The sequence below is a fragment of the Actinopolymorpha cephalotaxi genome, from assembly GCF_013408535.1.
Lineage (GTDB): Bacteria > Actinomycetota > Actinomycetes > Propionibacteriales > Actinopolymorphaceae > Actinopolymorpha > Actinopolymorpha cephalotaxi.
This window is the reverse complement of sequence record NZ_JACBZA010000001.1, coordinates 2512558-2529389: the sequence shown is the minus strand read 5'-3', so window position 1 is coordinate 2529389 and position 16832 is coordinate 2512558. Positions and strand designations below refer to the sequence as shown.

The following is a 16832-nucleotide window of genomic DNA, read 5'->3' as shown; positions in this document are numbered from 1 at the left end:
CCCTGACCGTGGTGTTGCCGCACCTGGTCGGGGGCCGCGTCTTCGTCGGCGCCCAGCGCCGAAGCGGCGCTAGCCCGTGTGGCCGTCCTCCGTCCAGTCGAGTTCGTCGGGGAACTCCTCGTGCAGGATCGCCGAGGCTTCCCCGGAGGAGAGGTCGCCGGCCCGCAGCTCCGACATCCGCTGCCACAGCCGGAAGCCGCCGAGCTCCTTCGTGCGCAGGTCGTGCACGAGGGAGCGGACGAACGCGATCTCCGCGTCCAGCAGGGCGGAGGTGAAGTCGTACTCGATCATGAAGATCCGCGGGAAGTTGGGCGGTGCGGCCGCCCTGACCGCCTCACCCGCCGTCCGCTGCATCTCCAGGGCGCTCAGCCGCAACTCCAGCAGCCGGAGCACCTCCTGCGGGTCGAGCGCACCCATCAGCGACAGCGCCGCCTCGAAGTTGGTGAACTCCTTCTTCGGCACGCTGATGAGTTCGCTCAGCCAGTCGGTCATCCTGGCCTTGCCGGGCTCGCTGATCGTGTAGATCGTCCGTTCGGGCCGGTTGCCCTCCCGCAGCGTCTCCCGCGCCTCGATCAGGCCGGACTTCTGCAGCGAGGCGACAACGGAGTACAGCGAGCCGTAGTTGAGCTTGATGCTGTCCTCCTTGCGCCGCTCGCGCAGCGTGGTGGACATCTCGTACGGGTGCATGGGGCGCTCGTAGAGCAGGACCAGCACGGCCAGCGCCAGCGGGTTCGTCATACGCGGCGTGGCCATCGTTCCTCCGTCGGGTCCGCTGCCGACTCGGGCAGCGATCGTTACTCGGGCTCGTTTACTCGAACCAGAGTATTCGCCGCCGGATGGAGGTCCGTCAAGCTGTTTCGGTGGTCTCCGCGTCCGCGGCGTCCACCTCGTCCCGGGTGATCCCGAGCAGGTAGATGATCGCGTCCAGGTAGGGCACGCTGACCGCGGTGTCGGCGGCCTCGCGGACCACCGGCTTGGCGTTGAACGCCACCCCGAGTCCGGCGGCGGCGAGCATGTCCAGGTCGTTGGCGCCGTCTCCGATCGCCACGGTCTGCGACAACGGGACGCCGGCCGCCGCGGCGAACCCCCGCAACGCCTCCGCCTTGCCGGGGCGGTCCACGATCGGTCCCTCGACCCGGCCGGTGAGCCGCCCGTCGGCGACCTCCAGCCGGTTGGCGGCCACGAAGTCGATGCCGAGCTCGGCGGCCAGCGGCTCCACCACCTGGGTGAACCCGCCGCTGACCACGCCGATCTGGTAGCCGAGCCGACGGAGGGTACGGGTGAGGGTACGGGCGCCGGGGGTGAGCAGGACCTCGCGGCGTACCTCCTCCAGCGCTCCGGCGTCCACCCCGGCGAGCAGGGCCACTCGCCGGCGCAGTGACTCGGCGAAGTCCAGCTCGCCCCGCATCGCCTCGGCGGTGACCCGGGCGACCTCCTCCTCGCACCCGGCGTGCGCGGCGAGCATCTCGATCACCTCGCCCTGGATCAGGGTCGAGTCCACGTCCAGCACGACCAGGCGCTTGGCCCGGCGGTACAGACCCGTCGGCTGGACGGCCACGTCCACCTGCGTGGCGGCGGCCTCGATGGCCAGCGCCTGGCGCAGCAGGTCGGGGTCGACGCCGGACACGTCCATCTCGATGGCGACCACCGGATAGCGGGCGATCCGGACGATCCGGTCGATGTTGGCGCCGGTGTCGGAGATCCGCCCGGCGATCGCCGCGACCGCCTTCGGCCGCAGCGGCTGGCCGAGCACGGTGACGTGGCTGCGGCCACTGCGCCGCGGCCGGTTGTCGCCGGCGCCGTCCTCGGTCTCGACGTACATCCCGAGGCCCCGGCCGGTCTTCTCCACAGCCTGCCGCAGCCGTCCCACGTCGCGCGGCGCGGTCACCAGGATGCCGAGGACCAGCCGTCCACGCAGGACGACCTGTTCGACGTCGAGCACCTCGACCGGGTACCTCGCCAGGGTGTCGAACACCGCGGAGGTGACGCCGGGGCGGTCCCGGCCGGTGAGGGTGACGAGCAGGGTGGAGACGGGCGGCTTCGACGCGGGCGGATCGGTCGCGGGCACGTCGGCAACGTTAGTGGTGCCGGCCGCGCTCCCGACCAGAGCCCGGCCCGGCGCGAGCTATCCGCGGCCGACGTAGGGCATCCGGGTCGCCATCACGGTCATCGCCGGCACGTTCGCGTCCAGCGGCAGACCCGCCATGTAGACCACCGCGCGGGCCACGTGGGCGACGTCGATGGTCGGCTCGGGCCGCACCGAACCGTCCGGCTGCGCGACGCCCTCGGCCATCCGGGCGGTCATGTCGGTCGCGGCGTTGCCGATGTCGATCTGACCGCAGGCGATGTCGTACGGACGGCCGTCCAGCGCGGTGGCCCTGGTGAGTCCGCTGATCGCGTGCTTGGTCGCGGTGTACGCGGCCGAGTGGGGACGCGGCGTGTGCGCGGACAGCGAACCGTTGTTGATGATCCGGCCGCCACGGGGGCGCTGTTCCTTCATCAGCCGGACGGCGTGCTGGGTGCACAGGAACGCGCCGGTCAGGTTGACGTCCACCACCGCGCGCCAGTCGGCCAGGGACAGGTCCTCGACCGAGGCGGCGGGCGCGTTCCGCCCGGCGTTGTTGACCAGCACGTCCAGCCGGCCGTACTCGGTGCGTACCGCGCCGAACAACGCGGCCACCGAGTCGGGGTCGGCGACGTCGGTGGGTACGGCGAGCACCGGTTCGCCGGCCGAGCCTGCCGTGCCGGGGGACCGGCCGGCGTCCCGCCACGCCCGTGCGCACTCCGCCGCCGCCTCCGCCAGCGGCTCGGGCCGCCGACCGGCGAGCACCACCACGTGGCCCTCGGCGGCCAGCGCGACCGCGACCGCCCGGCCAACCCCGGAGCCCGCTCCGGTGACCACCGCCACCGGAGCGCCGTGGGTGCTGGGAGTGCTGGGGGTGCCGACCGCCTCGTCCGTCATCCCGCCAGGATGCCGCACCGTACGCCTTCCCGGCGCTGCCGCCCGCTCACTGCGCGCGGCCGGGCTGACCGCTAGTGGACGAGTGGCGGCGGGTGGGTTGTCGAGACATCAGATCTCTATCGACGCTGGTTGCATGACAACCCGAATCGCGATGCTCGGCGCCGGATCGCTCGGCTTCACCCGCCGCCTGGTGCGGGACATCCTGTCCGTCCCCGAACTCGCCGACACGACGTTCGCGTTCCACGACATCAACGAACGCAACCTCGACATGGTGACCAGGCTGATCCGCCGCGACATCGAGGCCAGCGGGCTGCCGGCCACGATCGAGCCGAGCCTGGACCGCCGCCGGGCCGTCGCCGACGCCGACTACGTGTTCTCGGTGATCCGGCAAGGCGGCCTTGACGCGTTCCGGACCGACATCGAGATCCCGCTGAAGTACGGCGTCGACCAGTGCGTAGGTGACACGCTGTGCGCGGGTGGGGTGATGTACGCCCAGCGCACCATCCCCGCGCTGCTGGACTTCTGCACCGACATCCGCGAGGTCGCCAAGCCGGACGTGCTGTTCCTCAACTACTCCAACCCGATGGCGATGAACACCTGGGCCTGCAACGAGTACGGCGGCGTGCGCACCGTCGGCCTGTGCCACGGCGTCCAGGGCGGCCACTGGCAGATCACCCGCTGCATCGAGCACTGGGCGAAGCGGGAGGGCCTGATCGGGCAGGAGGAGACGCTGCACCGCAACGAGGTCGACATCGTTGCCGCCGGCATCAACCACCAGACGTGGTACGTCAAGGCGCAGTGGCGCGGCATCGACATGATCCCGAAGATGCGGGAACTGTTCGAGGGGCACCCGACCTACCCGCAGACCGAGAAGGTCCGCATCGACGTGCTGCGCCGCTTCGGCTACTACAGCACCGAGTCCAACGGCCACCTGTCGGAGTACCTCCCGTGGTACCGCAAGCGGACCGAGGAGATCTCGAAGTGGATCGACCTGTCCAGCTGGATCAACGGCGAGACCGGCGGCTACCTGCGGGTCTGCACCGAGGGGCGGAACTGGTTCGAGACCGACTTCCCGAACTGGATGAAGGAGGACCCCAAGCCGATCACCGCGCAGGACCGCAGCGAGGAGCACGGCTCCTACATCATCGAGGCGCTGGAGACCGGACGCGTCTACCGCGGCCACTTCAACGTGCCGAACGACGGCGTGATCACCAACCTGCCGCAGGGCAGCGTGGTGGAGGTGCCGGGGTACGTCGACCGCAACGGGATCAACATCCCCGTGGTCGGTGACCTGCCGATGGCCTGTGCGGCCACCTGTGCGGCCAGCATCCGGGTGCAGGAGATGGGCAAGGAGGCGGCTGTGCACGCCGACACCACCCTGCTCAAGCAGGCGATGCTGCACGACCCGCTGGTCGGCGCGGTCTGTGACCCGGAGGAGGTGTGGCAGATGACCGACGAGATGCTGGTGGAGCAGGCGCGCTGGCTGCCGCAGTTCGCCGAGGAGATCCCGGCGGCCCGGGAACGTCTCGCCACCGCCGAACGCGACGGCACCCGGGTGAAGACCGTCACCACCGAGGGCGCGGCCCGCCTGCACACCAAGTCCGTGGAGGAGATGGCCGCGGACCGGGAGGCCGCGCGGTCCAACGCCGACGCGGCCGACAAGGCGGGCATGACGAAGACCGGCTGAGCCGGAAAGCGCCGGCCACGCCGTCCGCGCCGACCTGTCGTACGGCCGTGGCTGTCGTACGGCCCGTATGCGTACCGCCCCGGAACGTCTGCCGGACGTCTACCGGGGCGGTGCGCACGCGGCCACCAGCGCGCGGCGCGAGGCGTGTTCGAGGCGGCGCAGCGCCCGCCGCCGGGAGTCGGCTTCGTACGCCGACGCCGAGCCGCCCTCGTCGGCCAGGGCGAGCTCGCAGACCAGCAGGCACCGCCGGGCCCGGGTGGCCAGCGCCTCGGCGCGCGGCGCGTATCCGGGCGGCAGCCCGTCCTGGGACCGGCTGCCCACCTCGCGCAGGTCGATGAGCGCCTCGGCCATCTCCGGCCGCCACCGGGCGACGTCGAGGTCGGCGAGGGTGTCAATCACCTCTTGCAGGGTGTGGGCGAGCTCCAGCGAGGCGTCGCCGAACCCCTCCGGGGGAGCGGGTGTCGCGGCGTACACCCGCCACTGGACCCCGGCTCCGATCACGTGCGGCACCAGGCCGAGGCCGGCGCCCTCGCACACCACGGCCTCGCCGGCCTCGATCGCCGCCTGGGTGAAGTCCGGCGGCCCGGCCAGCCCGAGCGGGTCTCCGGGCACCGGCAGCGCGGGGGACACCGCCCGGGTGCCGAGATTGCGCAACGTGCCCAGCGACAGCAGCAATGGCACCGGCTCGTCCTGGCCCGGCAGGCCGATGACGTGGTGGGCGGCGTCGCCGGCCCGGATGGCCTCGTCGGCCTCGTCCAGGCTGGTCGCGCCGAGCAACCAGGAGTTGGCCCAGGTCGACAGCAGGACCGAGCGGGGCACCATCGCCATGGTCGACATGGGTTCCAGCCTAGGGTCCCGGCCCGGCAGACGCCGACCCGCTGGACGCCGGTCCGCGCCGATCGGCGCACGGGTGGCGCCGCGCTGATCCGCACGCGGGGACGGCGACCTCGTGCCGTAGGTTGTGCATCCATGGGGTCTGTACTCGAGCTCACCGACGTCACGATCACCCGTAACGGCACCAAGCTGCTGGACGCGGTGACCTGGTCCGTCGAGGACGCCGACCGGTGGGTGGTGCTCGGCCCCAACGGCGCCGGCAAGACGACCCTGCTGCAGATCGCCTCCGCCCGGATGCACCCGACCAGCGGCACCGCGACCATCCTCGGGGAGACCCTCGGCCGGGTCGACGTGTTCGAGCTGCGTCCCCGCATCGGCCTGACGAGCGCGGCGATCGCGGACCGGATTCCCCGGCACGAACGCGTCGACGACGTGGTGGTGTCGGCCTCCTACGCCGTGCTCGGCCGCTGGCGGGAGGCCTACGACGACGTCGACCACGACCGTGCCCGCCGGCTGTTGTCCTGGCTGGGCGTGGGCGACTACGCCGACCGCACTTTCGGGACCCTCTCCGAGGGCGAACGCAAGCGGGTGCAGATCGCCCGGGCGCTGATGACCGACCCCGAACTGCTGCTGATGGACGAGCCGGCCGCCGGCCTGGACCTCGGCGGCCGGGAGGCGCTCGTGCGCACTCTCGACGAGATCGCCGCGGACGACCTCGCCCCGGCCACCGTGCTGGTCACCCACCACGTCGAGGAGATCCCGCCGAGCTTCACCCACGTCCTGCTGCTGCGCGGCGGCAGCGTGGTGGCGGCCGGCCCGATCGAGGAGACCCTCACCTCGCCGGCGCTGTCGGAGACCTTCGGGCTGCCGCTGAAGGTCGTCCGCTCCGACGACCGCTGGACCGCACGGGCGGACCGCTGATCCGCGGGTTGTCCACAATTTGTGACCTGCCGGTACGCAGAAGAAGGCCGTGATCACCTAGTTTGATCATGGCAGTCCGCTCGCCTGGATCAGCGAACACCTGTGGGTGGCATACGTGGCGCCGGTCCCCGTGGCGAGGGCGTCACCGCGTCCGTCCATGAATCGGGGCAACCGTGGAACCGTCGATGCTCATCGCAATTCTTGTGGTCGTCGTCCTCGTCCTGGCGAGGTCGGTGAAGATCGTCCCGCCGGAGCGGGCAGGCATCGTCATGCGACTGGGTAGGTTCTCCCGCGTCCTTCCGCCCGGCGTGTCGATCATCGTGCCGTTCGTGGACAAGGTGCAGCACACCGTCGACCTGCGGGAGCAGGTGGTGTCGTTCCCGCCGCAGCGGGTGGTCACCAAGGACGACCTCGTCGTCTCCATCGACCCGGTCATCACCTTCCAGGTGACCGACCCCGTGTCCGCGATCTACGAGATCGGCAACTACACCCGGGCGATCGAGGAGCTCACCACGAACCACCTGCGCACCATCGTCGGTGGCATGGACCTCGAGCGGACCCGGGCCGGCCGCGAGCAGATCAGCATCAGGCTGCGAACGGTATTGGACGCGGCCACCAGCAAGTTCGGCGTCCGGGTCCACCGCGTGGAGCTGAAGGACATCGCCTGATCTGCGGGTTGTCCACAATTCGTGACCTGCCGGTACGCAGAAGAAGGTCGTGATCGCATAGGTTTTGACCATGGGCAACCTGCTCGCCTGGATCAGCGAACACCTGTGGGTGGCATGGGCGGTGCTCGCGGCGGCCCTGGCCGCGGTCGAACTGCTCACGCTCGACCTGGTGTTCTTGATGGTGGCCGCGGGGGCGGCCGCCGGTGCGCTGGCGGCCCTGGTCGGCGGTGGGCCGGTCATCTCGATCGTTGCCGCGATCGTCGTGGCGCTGGGAATGCTCGCGGCGGTACGCCCGGTGGCGCTCCGGCACCTGAAGGAGGCGCCGTCCATCCGCACGGGTATATCCGCACTGGTGGGCAAGACGGGCGTGGTCGTCGAGGAAGTCAGTCCCCATGGTGGGAGAGTCAGAATCGGGGGAGAGGTCTGGACTGCGCGTCCCTACGACGAGCATTCGACGATCGAACCCGGCAAGTCCGTCGACGTTCTCACGATCGAGGGCGTCACCGCGTACGTCCATGAATCGGAGCAGCCGTGGCACCTTTGATCGTCTTCGCATTTATTGCGTTCGTTGTCGTCTTCTTCCTGTACAAGTCGGTCAAGATCATCCCGCAGGCGCGGGCCGGCATCGTCGAACGCCTAGGGCGATACTCCTCCACCCTGGATCCCGGCCTGTCGATCATCGTGCCGGTCGTCGACAAGGTGCGATACACCATCGACCTGCGTGAGCAGGTGGTGTCCTTCCCGCCGCAGCCGGTGATCACCGAGGACAACCTCGTCGTGTCCATCGACACGGTGATCTACTTCCAGGTGACCGACGCGGTGCGCGCGACCTACGAGATTGCCAACTACATCCAGGCGATCGAACAGCTCACCATGACCACTCTGCGCAACATCGTCGGTGGCATGGACCTCGAGCGCACGCTGACCAGCCGCGAGCAGATCAACACCGAGCTGCGCGGCGTCCTGGACGAGGCCACCGGCAAGTGGGGTGTCCGGGTCAACCGCGTGGAGCTGAAGGGCATCGACCCGCCGCCCTCCATCCAGGACTCGATGGAGAAGCAGATGCGCGCCGACCGCGACAAGCGGGCCGCCGTGCTCACCGCGGAGGGCACCCGCCAGTCGGCCATCCTGACCGCTGAGGGGGCGAAGCAGTCGGCGATCCTCACCGCGGAGGGCGAGAAGCAGTCGCAGATCCTGCGTGCCCAGGCCCAGCGGGAGGCGCAGATCCTGCGAGCCCAGGGTGAGGCGCAGGCCATCGAGACCGTCTTCAACGCGATCCACGACGGCGAGCCCGACCAGAGCCTGCTGTCCTACCAGTACCTCCAGATGCTGCCGAAGATCGCCCAGGGCGACGCCAACAAGCTGTGGATCGTCCCGAGCGAGATCGGCAAGGCGCTGGAGGGCATCGGCTCGATGGTCGGCCAGTTCGCCGAGGAGGGCGAGTCCACCCCGCGTGCGGCCGACCGCCCGCGCCGGCGCACTCCCAAGCCTCATGCGGCCGTGGCGGCCGAGGCCGAGGAGGCCACCGTCAGCGCCCTGCAGGACGCGGAGTCGGAGGTGCAGGCGGCGATCGCCGCCGCCGAGGACGCCGCCAAGGGCGGCCTGGGCGGCGGGCGCAACCAGCAGGAGACCGGGACCAACGGGGATTCGGCGGGACCGGCGCAGCCGGCCGCGCAGGAGCCCCGGCCGGAGTGAGCGAACTCGGATATCTCGCCGTCTTCCTCGCGGGGGCGGCGGCCGGCACGATCAACGCCATCGTCGGGTCGGGAACGCTGATCACGTTCCCGACCCTGATCGCGTTCGGTATCCCGCCGGTCACCGCCAACGTCTCCAACACGATTGGGCTCGCCCCCGGCTCGGCCGCGGCCGCCTGGGGCTACCGCGCCGAGCTCAGGGGGCAGCGCACCCGGCTGATCCGGCTGGGCTCGATGTCCCTGCTCGGCGCGATCACCGGCGCGATCCTGCTGCTCACGCTCCCGTCGAGCGCGTTCGACATGATCGTCCCGGTTCTGGTGGGCCTCGGCGTCGCGCTGGTCATCCTGCAGCCGTGGCTGTCGCGGAAGCTGGCCGAACGCCGCAACGAGCCCGTGCACCGGCACCACGGCAGCTGGCTGATGATGGTGCTGGTCTACCTGACCGGCGTCTACGGCGGTTATTTCGGCGCCGCCCAGGGCGTGATCCTGATGGCGGTCCTCGGCATCGGGCTGGACGAGGCGCTGCAGCGGGCGAACGCCGCCAAGAACGTTCTTGCCTGCGTCGCGAACGCCGTCGCCGCCGTCGTCTTCATCCTGGTCGCGCACGTGGCCTGGGTGCCCGCCGTCCTGATCGCCGTGGGCTCGGTCCTCGGCGGCCTGATCGGCGCCCGGCTCGGCCGCCGGCTTCCACCGACGTTGCTGCGCGGCGTGATCGTCACCGTCGGAGTGATCGCGATCGTCATGCTGCTGCGCCGGTAGGGCGATTTCGGAGGCGGTACGCCGGGCCGACCCGCCGTCGTCGTTGTCTTCCGGGAGGCACCCGAACCCGATAGCGTTCGGGGCGAGTGTCCAGCGAATGGGGGAGCGGTCATGACGGACATCGAGGACCGGCCGGCCCGGTCACGGCTCACGCTCACCGGCGTCAGCTCGCGTGCGTGGGAGCATCCCGCCGACCGGGGCGCGCTGGTCGCCGTCCGTCAGCTCAAGGGTTTCGACGTCGTGCTGCGCAAGCTGTCCGGCCTGATCAACGAACGCGCGCTCCGGTTGATCTTCCTCGGGTCGGCGGTGCGCGCGGGAGACCGGCAGTTCCCCAAGGTGCACCGGTTGTACGCCGAGGCCGCCGCCACGCTCGACGTGCGGGAGCTGCCCGAGTTGTTCGTGATGACCGGGCCGATGCCCAACGCCATGTGCATCGGGCTGGACAAACCGTTCATCGTCGTCAACAGCGGGCTGATCGACCTGCTGGACGAGGAGGAGCTGCGGTTCGTCCTCGGCCACGAGCTCGGGCACGCCCAGAGCGGCCACGCGCTCTACCAGTCGGTGCTGGTGTTCCTCATCCGGCTCAGCGGTGCGATCGCCTGGATGCCGCTCGGCGTCCTCGGCCTGCGGGCCATCATCGCGGCCCTGATGGAGTGGTCGCGCAAGGCGGAGTTGTCAGGTGACCGGGCGGGGCTGCTGGCCTGCCAGGACCCCGCTGCCGCGCTGCGCACCCACATGAAGCTCGCCTCCGGCGGGCACCTGGAAGACGTCGACGCGACCGCGTTCCTCGCCCAGGCGGCGGAGTACGACGCCAGTGGCGACCTGCGCGACAGCGTGCTCAAGCTGCTGCTGCTGGAGGCCCGCAGTCACCCGTTCCTCGCCGTCCGCGCCGCGGAGCTGCGGCACTGGGTGGACCACGGCGACTACCGCCGCATCCTCGACGGCGACTACCCCCGGCGTGAGGACGACGCCAACGCCAGGATGAGCGACGAGGCCCGCCGGGCGGCCGACTCCTACCGCGACGCCTTCGCCCGTTCGCAGGACCCGCTGGCGAAGATCCTCGGTGACCTGGGCGGTGCGGTCGACGGCGTACGCGACCGGGTGAACGGCTGGTTAGGCAACCGGTCCGGTTCCGGCTCCAGCTGACCTCGGCCAGACTGCGCGTGCGGGCTGCTGCGGCGGCCGTGCGCAAGGTCAGGTTGACAGCCCGAGGTCGTCCAGCACCTCCGCGCCCGGCAGTTCGGTAAGCGCCCGTCCGGGCACCAGCAGCTTCGACCGGCGCAGGCCGCTGCCCACGATTACGCCCGCCGACTCGGCCACCCGCCGGTCCACCAGCACCGGCCAGTCGGCGGGCAGGCCGAACGCCGTGATCCCGCCGTACTCCATGCCGGTGCGTTCCACCGCGTCGTCCATCGGCGCGAACGACGCCTTGCGGGCGTCCAGCCGCCGCCGGACCACGCCGTTGACGTCTGCCCGGGTGGTGGCGAGGACCATGCAGGCGGCGTACCGGGTCTCACCGCCCCGTTTCCCGGCGATGATCACGCAGTTGGCGGAGGCGTCCAGCGCCACGTCGTAGGCCGCGCAGAACGCGGCCGTGTCGGCGAGTTCGGGATCGATCTCGGCGACCTGGAACTCCCCGGCGGGAATGCCGGGGTGCTCCCACTCGCGGATCGCGGCGGTGACCGGTGGGGCCAGCAGGTCGGTTCGGTCGAGCGCGGGGACGGCCTTCAGCGTGCCGAACGTGGAGTCGGTGCTCATCGTCCTCATTGTGCCGTCACCGGTTCCGGACCTCCGCGCGGCACCGCACGACCGCGGCGCGGGGCGTCACGCGAATTCGCCGTGGGCGCGCGGACGTGGGGGACCGGGGCTGTCCTGCACGGGTCGTACGGTCGGGCACATGAGCAGGCGATCGGAGTACGACTCGTGACGGCAGCCCTCCGGATCACCCGCGCCCAGGCGGTCGCCCACCGGCTGAAGGTGCACCACCTGGTCGACCGGCTGCCCGCGGGCAGCTACGTCGAGGCCGCGCGGTACGGCCTGCAGGACTCCGCCCCGCGGGCGGCGCTGGTGTCCCTGCACGCCCGGGTCGAGGACTGCGAGCCGGGCGCGTGGGAGGCCGACGGGTTGCTGCAGACCTACAGCCCACGACGGGCCGTGCACGTCCTGCCGGCCGCGGACTGGGGCGTGTTCACCGTCGGCCGGCTGCCCGACGACCCGTCCGTACGGCGCGAGGTCGAGCAGGCGGCGGAGAAGGCCTGCCGGATGCTGGCGGGTGAGCCCGTGCGGGCAACCCGGATCTCGCGGGACGAGGGCGCACTGGTGCGGGTGGGCGCCGCCGGCGGGCGGCTCGCCGTGCGATGGGACACCACGTCGCTCACCGTACGAGAGATCGCCCCGCCGGACGTCGACCCCGCCGCGGCCCGGGCCGAACTCGCCCGGCGGCACGTGCACGCGTTCGGGCCGACGGCACCGCCGACGTTGGCGTGGTGGGCGGGGATGCACCCGCGAGGCGCCCGGCAGGTGTGGCAGCAGCTGGCCGGCGAGCTGCTGCCGGTCGACTTCGAGGGGCAGCAGGCGTGGATCCTGGCCCGTGACGAGCAGGCGGTCCGCGCCGCCGGCGCCGTACGCGGGGTGCGGCTGCTGCCGGCGGAGGACCTGGGACTGCTCGGCGCGGACCGGGCGGGGCTGTTCGTGGGTCCTGCCGTACGCCGCAAGTCCACGTCGTACGACTGGTACCACCCCAACGGCGTGCTGATCGACGGTGAACTGACCGGACAGTGGGGACGGCGCGGCGGCCGGGTCGAGATCGGCCTGGACCGTGTTGTCCCCGCGCGGATACGGGACCTGGTGGCCGCAGAGGCGCTCTCCATGCCCATACCCAACGCCTCCATGCGGGTCGAGTTCCTCGACCCTTGAGCCGGAACGGCCGCCGGCATGATGGTCAGGACGCCGGCTCCGGACGTTCCCGACATGGGAGGTGGCGTGGGGGACTACACCGACCGGTATGGCTAGTGGACTGGTAGCCTCCTTCGGTATACCGATCGGTTTAGTTGAGGGGAAGTGCATGCGGCAACCTATGGCCGGGCCCGTGACGGGGACGGTGGTGCGGCTTCGGCGCCGGGCAGGTTCTGGCGGAGCCGGCGGCGCGGTCGGCCTGGCCGCGGCCGGGATGTCGCTGATCGCGGCCTGCTATGGCCTGGCCCGGTTCGCCTACGGCCTGTTCGTGCCCACGTTCCGCACGGAGTTCCACCTCGACGCCGCCACCGCCGGCGCGGTGGCGGCCGGCAGCTACGCCGGCTACTGCGTGGCGATCGTCGTGGCCACTGTTGCCACCTCGCGGTGGGGTGCCCGCCCGGTCGCGGTCGCCGCCGGGGCCTGCGCCACGGTCGGGACGGCGGTCATCGCCGCGGCACCCGGGACCGTCGTACTCGCCCTCGGCGTCGTTCTCGCCGGGTCGAGCACCGGGCTCGCCTCGCCTCCGATGGCCGAGGCCGTGGCGCGGTCCGCGCCACCGCGCCTGGAACCGCGGCTGCAGACCGTGGTCAACGCGGGCACCGGCCTGGGAGTGCTGGTCTCCGGCCCGGTCGCGCTGCTCTTCGCCGGGAGCTGGCGCTGGGCCTGGGCAGCGTTCTCCGTCCTGGCGCTGGCGATCACGATGTGGGTGTGGCTCACGATGCCGCGACCGGGCGGACCCGGGCGGGACGGTGACCGAGGTGTGGCGCCCGTCTCCGGGATCCGGGTTCCCCGAGCCGGCTGGCGGCTGTTCGCCGCTGCCTTCTCGATGGGGCTGGCCAGCGCGGCGACCTGGACGTTCGGCCGGGACCTCGTCACCGCCGCCGGCAACAGTGCCCTCACCGGCGTGACCATGTGGATCGCCCTGGGTGCCGCCGGGCTCCTCGGCGCCTTCGCCGGCGACCTCACCACCCGCGTCGGGCCGGCGCGCTGCTGGACCATCGGGATGCTGCTGCTGGGTGTGGTCACGGCCACTCTCGGTCTCGCCGCGAGCAGCGCTGTCGTCGCCATCGTGGCCGGTGCCGCCTTCGGTGCGCTGTACATCGCGCTCACCGGGCTGCTGCTCCTGTGGGGTACGCGCGTTTTTCCCGTGCGGCCCGTGGTCGGCGTCGGCGCGGCGTTCCTGCTCCTCGCCCTCGGGCAGGCGGCCGGCGCACCCGTTCTGGGCGCCGTCGCCGACGCGGTCACCCTGCCCGGCGCCTTCCTGGTCGCCGCGGCCGCGGCCGGGCTCGGTGCCGGGATCCGGCCCCGCCACCGACCCTAGACCACCCCGCCCAGGCCGGGCCCTCCGCTCAGGGCGTGTCCTGCGCCGGTGCGGCGTACCACCGCCAGCGGTCGAGTTTCGCCTTGCCCGGCAGGGAAGTCCGCCCGGTCGCCCACAGCATCGCCGTCCACGGATCATCGCCGCGTTCGACGTCGGGGAACAATCGGGTCAGGACGCGGGCACACAGGTCCGGGTCCGGCTCCCAGGTCAGGCCCAGACCAGCGGTCACGTCGTACATGTGCACCAGGACCTCGACGATGCCCATCGCGGCGAAACCCTCGGGGTCGGCGATGCCGAAGATGTGGTGCGCCCGGACCGTCGACGGGACCGTCTTCACCATCGCCGCGAGGAACGCGCCGCTGGCCTCCAGCACCTGCACCAGACCGGCGTTACCCGCGGCCGGTTCGGCGAAGATGGTGCTGGCCGGACCGCCCTCGCGCCGCGGCTCGCAGATGAACGGCACGTGCGTGTCGAGCGGAGGCCGGCGTGGTCCGAGCTGGGCGGCGTAGGCGAACAGGTCGTCCGCGGTGTGCTCGAGGGTCTCCCAGCAGGTCCATTCCAGCTCACCGGCAGGCACCTTCCAGTCCTGTCCCATTGCCTCGCCGAGGGTGTCCGCCGCGTACGCCACCACGGACTCCACGTCGGCCGCGCCGATGTTCGTTCCCACGTTGGTTCCCATGTTCGTTCCCAATTCGTCGTCAACCTCTCCTTGCGGCGGTTCAGTCGGTGCGCGGCGTCCCCGGCGGGCCGGCGAGGAACTCCCGTGCGCCGCGCAGTCGCGTACGAAGAAGACCCTGCGTACGCCGGCAGTCCAGGCGTACGTCCAGCGGCCCGGGAACCGGCAGGTCCGCCCGCAGACCGGTGGGCAGCAGCGACGGGTCCAGGCCGTCCCGCGCGGCGACCAGCAGGCCCAGCTCGTACCGGCTGACCGGGTCGGGCCCGGCGACGTGGGCGACTCCGGCATGGCCGGAGGCGGCGAGTTCGAGCAGCGCGGCCGCCAGGTCGGCCACGTGCACTGGGCAGCGCACGTCGTCGGTGAACAGCACGCCGTCCTGGACACCGGTCGCCACGGCGTGCACGAACGCCTCGTGAGGTGAGGTCCCGTCGCCGAGGATCAGCGACGTGCGCGCCACCACGGCGGTGGGATCGATCGCGGCGACCGCCGTCTCCGCGGCCGCCTTTGCCGCACCGTACGGATTCAGCGGGTCGGGTACGGCGTTCTCGGTGTAGGAGGAGGCGGCGCCGGAGAACACCGCGTCGCTGGACACCTGCACCAGCCGGGCGCCGACCTGGGCCGCCGCCACAGCCACGTGCGCCGCGCCGTCGGCGTTCGTCCGCCAGTCCGGCTTCACGTAAGCGGCGTTCACCACGACGTCCGGCCGCACGTCGGCGACCAGGGCGACCACGTCGGAACGGCGGCGGATGTCCACCGCGCGCCACCCGACGGCGGGGGAGACGACCGGCCGGCTGGCGTACGTCGCCACCACCTCGTCATCGGCGGCGACACTCTGACGGACGACCTCGGCGCCCAGGTATCCGCTTCCGCCGACGACCAGAATCCGGATCACGGCGTCCCCCACTCCTCGGCGAGCCGGCCGATGCGTTCGGGGTGCCCCAGCTCCAGCTCGTCGCAGACGTTCTCCGCCCGCAGGGCGACGACCGCGGCACGCACGTCCATCGGCCACCCCGTCCGGCGTTCGTAGGCGTCGGCCAGCCGGTGCAGGAGGTCCGGCGACCCGTCGGCGAAGTACCTCAGGTCCGCGGTCGGCCGGCCACGGGCCACGCAGGAAAAGTCCCACACCCCGGCGAGCACACCGACCGGCGCGTCCAGCACGAAGTTGCCGGCGTGGAAGTCGTTGTGCAGCAGGACTTCCGGGCCCTGAACGCCGCCGTCCTCCCAGGCTCGGGCGTACTCCTCGATCAGCGCCTCGACCGGCTTCCGGGCCGCGGAGGGCATGAGGGGCAGCTGCGCGGCGAGGCGTTCGCTCACCGGACCCTCCGGAGGTTCCGGACCCGTCGCGAGCTCCGCGCCCACCGCCGATCCCCAGGCCGCCGGAATGCCGAGCTCGGCGATCAAGGTGGGGGAGAGGCAGGTGTGCATCGCGGCGAGGAAGTCCGCCAGCGACAAGGTCAGGCGGTCACGCTCCGCGGTGGAGGCGCGCTCGTAGACGGCCGGGTCGAACCCCGCCCCGGTCAGTCTCCGGTACGCCGCGAACCTGGACCGGCGCCCGGTCCAGACCACCTCGGGGGTGGCGACCGGCAGCCGCCCGGCGACCGCGGCCAGCACCGCCAGCTCCCGCTCGAAGTCCACACCAGGCCTGGGAAAGCGCAGGATCCACCCGTCGCGGGTCTCCAGCACGAGGTTCTCCCAGCCGGTCCGCAGCACCGCGCCGGTCGGGTCGACGTCGTCGCGGCCCTCCGCGGCGGCGAGCGCCAGCAGGTCGGCGAGGCTGTGCCCGGCTTCGGGGATCGTCATGGCAGCGGGCGGTTCGGCGGCGCTCACACGCCGACGGTTCCGTCGACTCCCTCGCGGAGGAGATCGGCGTGGCCGCTGTGCCGGGCATACTCGTGGATCAGGTGCAGCATCACCAGCCGCAACGACACGTCCTCGTCCCAGCGCGGGTTGTGCACCACGACGTCGAGGGACTCAGCGGCCGCCTCGATCCGGCGGGAGTGCTCGACCTCGGCCTGCCAGGCCTCGAACGCCTCCGAACGGGTCGATCCGCTCGCGTCGTAGGCCACCTGGAAGTCACCCTCGGCGGACCAGACCAGCGGGACGTCCTCGCCGTCGATCACCCGGCGGAACCACGTGCGCTCGACCTCGGCCAGATGCCGTACCAGCCCCAGCAGGGACAGTGTGGACGGCGGCATCGACTGCCGGCGGAGTTCCTCGTCGGACAGGCCCTCGCACTTCATCGCGATCGTCCCGCGGTGGAAGTCGAGGAAGCCGCGCAGCATCTCCCGCTCGCCGGCGATCAGGGGCGGGTCGGGGCGTTCGTACGTCACCGGCGCATCCTCTCCTTCGCCGGTC

At 71.7% G+C, this 16832-nt stretch carries 18 protein-coding genes; 9 read left to right on the top strand and 9 right to left on the bottom strand.

Annotation, left to right across the window (positions count from 1 at the left end):
• Nucleotides 1-69 precede the first annotated feature (69 nt).
• The 3 genes from FHR37_RS11300 to FHR37_RS11290 all read right to left on the bottom strand — a co-directional run bounded on the left by FHR37_RS11300 (nt 70) and on the right by FHR37_RS11290 (nt 2962).
• Entirely contained in the window at nt 70-753 is a 684-nt protein-coding gene (locus FHR37_RS11300; RefSeq protein ID WP_092882786.1) for a PadR family transcriptional regulator, read from the bottom strand.
• Nucleotides 754-847: 94 nt separating this feature from the next.
• Entirely contained in the window at nt 848-2068 is a 1221-nt protein-coding gene (gene serB, locus FHR37_RS11295) for a phosphoserine phosphatase SerB (RefSeq protein ID WP_092882787.1), read from the bottom strand.
• A gap of 57 nt (nt 2069-2125) precedes the next feature.
• Complete coding sequence (locus FHR37_RS11290; RefSeq protein WP_092882788.1) at nt 2126-2962, bottom strand: SDR family oxidoreductase; 837 nt, start codon at nt 2960-2962, stop codon at nt 2126-2128.
• Between the two features lie 133 nt (nt 2963-3095).
• Here FHR37_RS11290 and melA point away from each other — a divergent pair, with 133 nt between their 5' ends.
• Nucleotides 3096-4649: an alpha-glucosidase/alpha-galactosidase gene (gene melA / locus FHR37_RS11285; RefSeq protein WP_092882789.1), complete on the top strand. Its 1554-nt coding sequence runs from the start codon at nt 3096-3098 to the stop codon at nt 4647-4649.
• Nucleotides 4650-4748: 99 nt separating this feature from the next.
• Here melA and FHR37_RS11280 read toward each other — a convergent pair whose 3' ends face one another.
• Nucleotides 4749-5486, bottom strand: coding sequence for a hypothetical protein (locus tag FHR37_RS11280; RefSeq protein ID WP_237768704.1), 738 nt, complete (start codon nt 5484-5486; stop codon nt 4749-4751).
• Between the two features lie 132 nt (nt 5487-5618).
• Between FHR37_RS11280 and FHR37_RS11275 the strand changes: the two genes are divergently transcribed.
• The 6 genes from FHR37_RS11275 to FHR37_RS11250 all read left to right on the top strand — a co-directional run bounded on the left by FHR37_RS11275 (nt 5619) and on the right by FHR37_RS11250 (nt 10671).
• Complete coding sequence (locus FHR37_RS11275) at nt 5619-6404, top strand: ABC transporter ATP-binding protein (protein ID WP_092882790.1); 786 nt, start codon at nt 5619-5621, stop codon at nt 6402-6404.
• A 185-nt stretch (nt 6405-6589) separates the two neighbouring features.
• Entirely contained in the window at nt 6590-7072 is a 483-nt protein-coding gene (locus FHR37_RS11270) for an SPFH domain-containing protein (protein ID WP_202884514.1), read from the top strand.
• Nucleotides 7073-7142: 70 nt separating this feature from the next.
• Nucleotides 7143-7616 (top strand): NfeD family protein, encoded by a 474-nt coding sequence (locus FHR37_RS11265; protein ID WP_092882791.1) that lies wholly within the window; start codon nt 7143-7145, stop codon nt 7614-7616.
• The gene (locus FHR37_RS11260; protein WP_092882792.1) at nt 7604-8767 is read left to right on the top strand and encodes an SPFH domain-containing protein; all 1164 of its coding nucleotides are present in this window, start codon (nt 7604-7606) and stop codon (nt 8765-8767) included. Before FHR37_RS11265 ends, FHR37_RS11260 begins: the two co-directional genes overlap by 13 nt.
• The gene (locus FHR37_RS11255) at nt 8764-9525 is read left to right on the top strand and encodes a sulfite exporter TauE/SafE family protein (RefSeq protein WP_092882793.1); all 762 of its coding nucleotides are present in this window, start codon (nt 8764-8766) and stop codon (nt 9523-9525) included. Before FHR37_RS11260 ends, FHR37_RS11255 begins: the two co-directional genes overlap by 4 nt.
• Nucleotides 9526-9636: 111 nt before the next feature.
• The gene (locus tag FHR37_RS11250) at nt 9637-10671 is read left to right on the top strand and encodes a M48 family metallopeptidase (RefSeq protein WP_092882794.1); all 1035 of its coding nucleotides are present in this window, start codon (nt 9637-9639) and stop codon (nt 10669-10671) included.
• Nucleotides 10672-10719: 48 nt separating this feature from the next.
• Here FHR37_RS11250 and FHR37_RS11245 read toward each other — a convergent pair whose 3' ends face one another.
• Nucleotides 10720-11283: a YbaK/EbsC family protein gene (locus FHR37_RS11245; RefSeq protein ID WP_092882795.1), complete on the bottom strand. Its 564-nt coding sequence runs from the start codon at nt 11281-11283 to the stop codon at nt 10720-10722.
• A gap of 165 nt (nt 11284-11448) precedes the next feature.
• Here FHR37_RS11245 and FHR37_RS11240 point away from each other — a divergent pair, with 165 nt between their 5' ends.
• Nucleotides 11449-12441: a DNA glycosylase AlkZ-like family protein gene (locus FHR37_RS11240; RefSeq protein WP_175542449.1), complete on the top strand. Its 993-nt coding sequence runs from the start codon at nt 11449-11451 to the stop codon at nt 12439-12441.
• Nucleotides 12442-12613: 172 nt separating this feature from the next.
• On the top strand, nt 12614-13801 hold the full coding sequence (locus FHR37_RS11235) for an MFS transporter (RefSeq protein ID WP_202818006.1): 1188 nt from the start codon (nt 12614-12616) through the stop codon (nt 13799-13801).
• A gap of 28 nt (nt 13802-13829) precedes the next feature.
• Here FHR37_RS11235 and FHR37_RS11230 read toward each other — a convergent pair whose 3' ends face one another.
• Genes FHR37_RS11230 through FHR37_RS11215 form a run of 4 tightly spaced genes read right to left on the bottom strand, consistent with a single transcriptional unit; the run spans nt 13830 to nt 16807 of the window.
• Complete coding sequence (locus tag FHR37_RS11230; protein ID WP_092882798.1) at nt 13830-14480, bottom strand: hypothetical protein; 651 nt, start codon at nt 14478-14480, stop codon at nt 13830-13832.
• A gap of 40 nt (nt 14481-14520) precedes the next feature.
• Nucleotides 14521-15369 (bottom strand): sugar nucleotide-binding protein, encoded by an 849-nt coding sequence (locus tag FHR37_RS11225; protein ID WP_237768705.1) that lies wholly within the window; start codon nt 15367-15369, stop codon nt 14521-14523.
• Complete coding sequence (locus tag FHR37_RS11220) at nt 15366-16304, bottom strand: phosphotransferase family protein (RefSeq protein WP_139238889.1); 939 nt, start codon at nt 16302-16304, stop codon at nt 15366-15368. Before FHR37_RS11220 ends, FHR37_RS11225 begins: the two co-directional genes overlap by 4 nt.
• Entirely contained in the window at nt 16301-16807 is a 507-nt protein-coding gene (locus FHR37_RS11215) for a DinB family protein (RefSeq protein ID WP_092882800.1), read from the bottom strand. Before FHR37_RS11215 ends, FHR37_RS11220 begins: the two co-directional genes overlap by 4 nt.
• Nucleotides 16808-16832 lie beyond the last annotated feature (25 nt).